This window comes from Verrucomicrobiota bacterium (genome assembly GCA_016871535.1).
Lineage (GTDB): Bacteria > Verrucomicrobiota > Verrucomicrobiia > Limisphaerales > SIBE01 > VHCZ01.
Map to the genome: position 1 here is coordinate 1 of VHCZ01000454.1, position 1,790 is coordinate 1,790.

Annotated in this window: 1 protein-coding gene; it reads left to right on the forward strand. The window is 59.2% G+C overall.

Going from position 1 to position 1,790, the window contains the following annotated elements; translation table 11 throughout:
- Positions 1 to 191 precede the first annotated feature (191 nt).
- Positions 192 to 704, forward strand: a complete 513-nt coding sequence (locus FJ398_27520) for an N-acetyltransferase (GenBank protein ID MBM3841626.1) — start codon at positions 192 to 194, stop codon at positions 702 to 704.
- Positions 705 to 1,790: the final 1,086 nt, after the last annotated feature.

The following is a 1,790-nucleotide window of genomic DNA, read 5'->3' on the forward strand; positions in this document are numbered from 1 at the left end:
GGAAGAGCAGCTCAAAGCTCTGTTCCGCCAGGTCCGAAAACAGTCCACACTATGATGAGTCAGCCGAACCAAAACTCAGATCCCCTTCGGTAAGCTTTTCCCATGAGTCAACGCGCACCTACGGCGCGATTTTCGCCGCATTTCCCTCCTGGGAAGGGTGAAGGGGTGGGTTCATGAAAAGTGAGCCAAACATGTCCATTCGATCTGAGCGACCGCAAGATCGCATCGGAGTGGACGCCGTCCTCCGCTCCGCGTTTCCCACGGACGCGGAAGCGCGGTTGGTGGATCAACTGCGAGCCGGCGCTCATGCACCGGTGTCGCTCGTCGCGGAGATGGATGGGCGAGTCGTCGGCCACATCCTTTTCAGCCCGGTGACGATTGGTCGAGCCAACGTTTCCGTCCGTGGACTGGGATTAGGGCCGCTGGCCGTTCTGCCATCTCATCAAGGCCGCGGTGTGGGATCGGCGCTGGTGCGGGAAGGATTGACGATTTGTCGAAGGCAAGGCTGGGCATTCGTCGTAGTCGTTGGGGGGCCAGGCTACTATCAACGCTTCGGTTTCAAGCCCGGAAGTGAGGCCGGATTACGGAACGAATTCGGTGTCGCCGATGAATTCATGGTTCACGAACTCCTGCCGGGTTCTCTGCCGACCGAGGGCGGACTCGCAAGATACGGAGCAGAGTTTGAGCCGTGGAAGGTCCATTAGCCGTACAAAGTGAGAAACAAATTGGTAGGTCGCGCGTCTAATGACCGTATCCGTGGATCGACCGTCAGACCTACGCTTGCGCCAGCAACTATTCGGATGAGCCAGCCTTTCGCGATGCGGCTGCCACTCTCACTCATTTGCGCCTTCCTGTGCATTTCAATGACGCCCGGTTGGGCCGGGCAAACTCCGCAAGCACGAGCCGCCGGAGCTGATCTATTCCGGGACTCGATCCCGGCGTTGGAAATGGAGATCTCCGCTGACGGAATGAACCGCTTGCGGAAAAGTCCACGCCAATATGTTCCTGCGACCATTCGGGAAGGCGCCACGATCTATACGAACGTGGCAGTCCACCTCAAGGGAGGCCCCGGCAGTTTCCGGCGCGTGGATGATCTGCCGGCGCTCACGCTGAACTTCGACCGATTCGCCGACGGCCAAACCTTTCCTCTCCACAAATGTTTTCCGCGTCGAGGCCATCACGAATCGGATTTACGGGATCTCCGGGAAAATCGCGGCCGTCCTTGCGGAAAGATATCCCGCGGCGGCTCAGGCTCAAATGCGGCGCGCCGCGCAGTTGGGCCTGCGTTTTCAACAACGCGCCAACAGCCTGCAACGGCAGCTTTCCCCGTCGCCGGCCTCAACGTCCCGCGAGATCGCAGTCGCATACCCGAAGGATTGGCGAACGAAGATCGATCAGGGCAGTGTCTCCGATCAATCCAGCGCACTTGTCCCACCGTGTTCGCCCTCACCCGACCCTCTGCGCAAGGGAGGGAATTGATTGGAAGCGCTATTTCTGAAAGCGCGCGTCGTTGGCATCGCCTTCCGCCATTAGATACGCGAGTAAGTCGAGAATCTGGTCCTTCTCCAGGATGTTGACGATTCCTGTGGGCATGTTGGAAGTTTTGGAGAGGCTGCGGCGCTGCACGTTCCGTTTTGGCACCGTCACATTCTCCGGCGCGAACGGATTCGCGCGGATGACGATTGCGCGCTCGGTTTCGCTCTCAATGCGGCCTGCGATGATTTCGCCGTCCTTCGTCTCGATTTCCGTCGCCGCGTATTGCTCGGAGATGACCTTGGAGGGAAGGAGGA

Excerpts from the sequence above, each read along its gene's own strand:
- FJ398_27520 (MBM3841626.1), top strand. The coding sequence starts at position 192 with ATGTCCATTCGATCTGAGCGACCGCAAGATCGCATCGGAGTGGACGCC.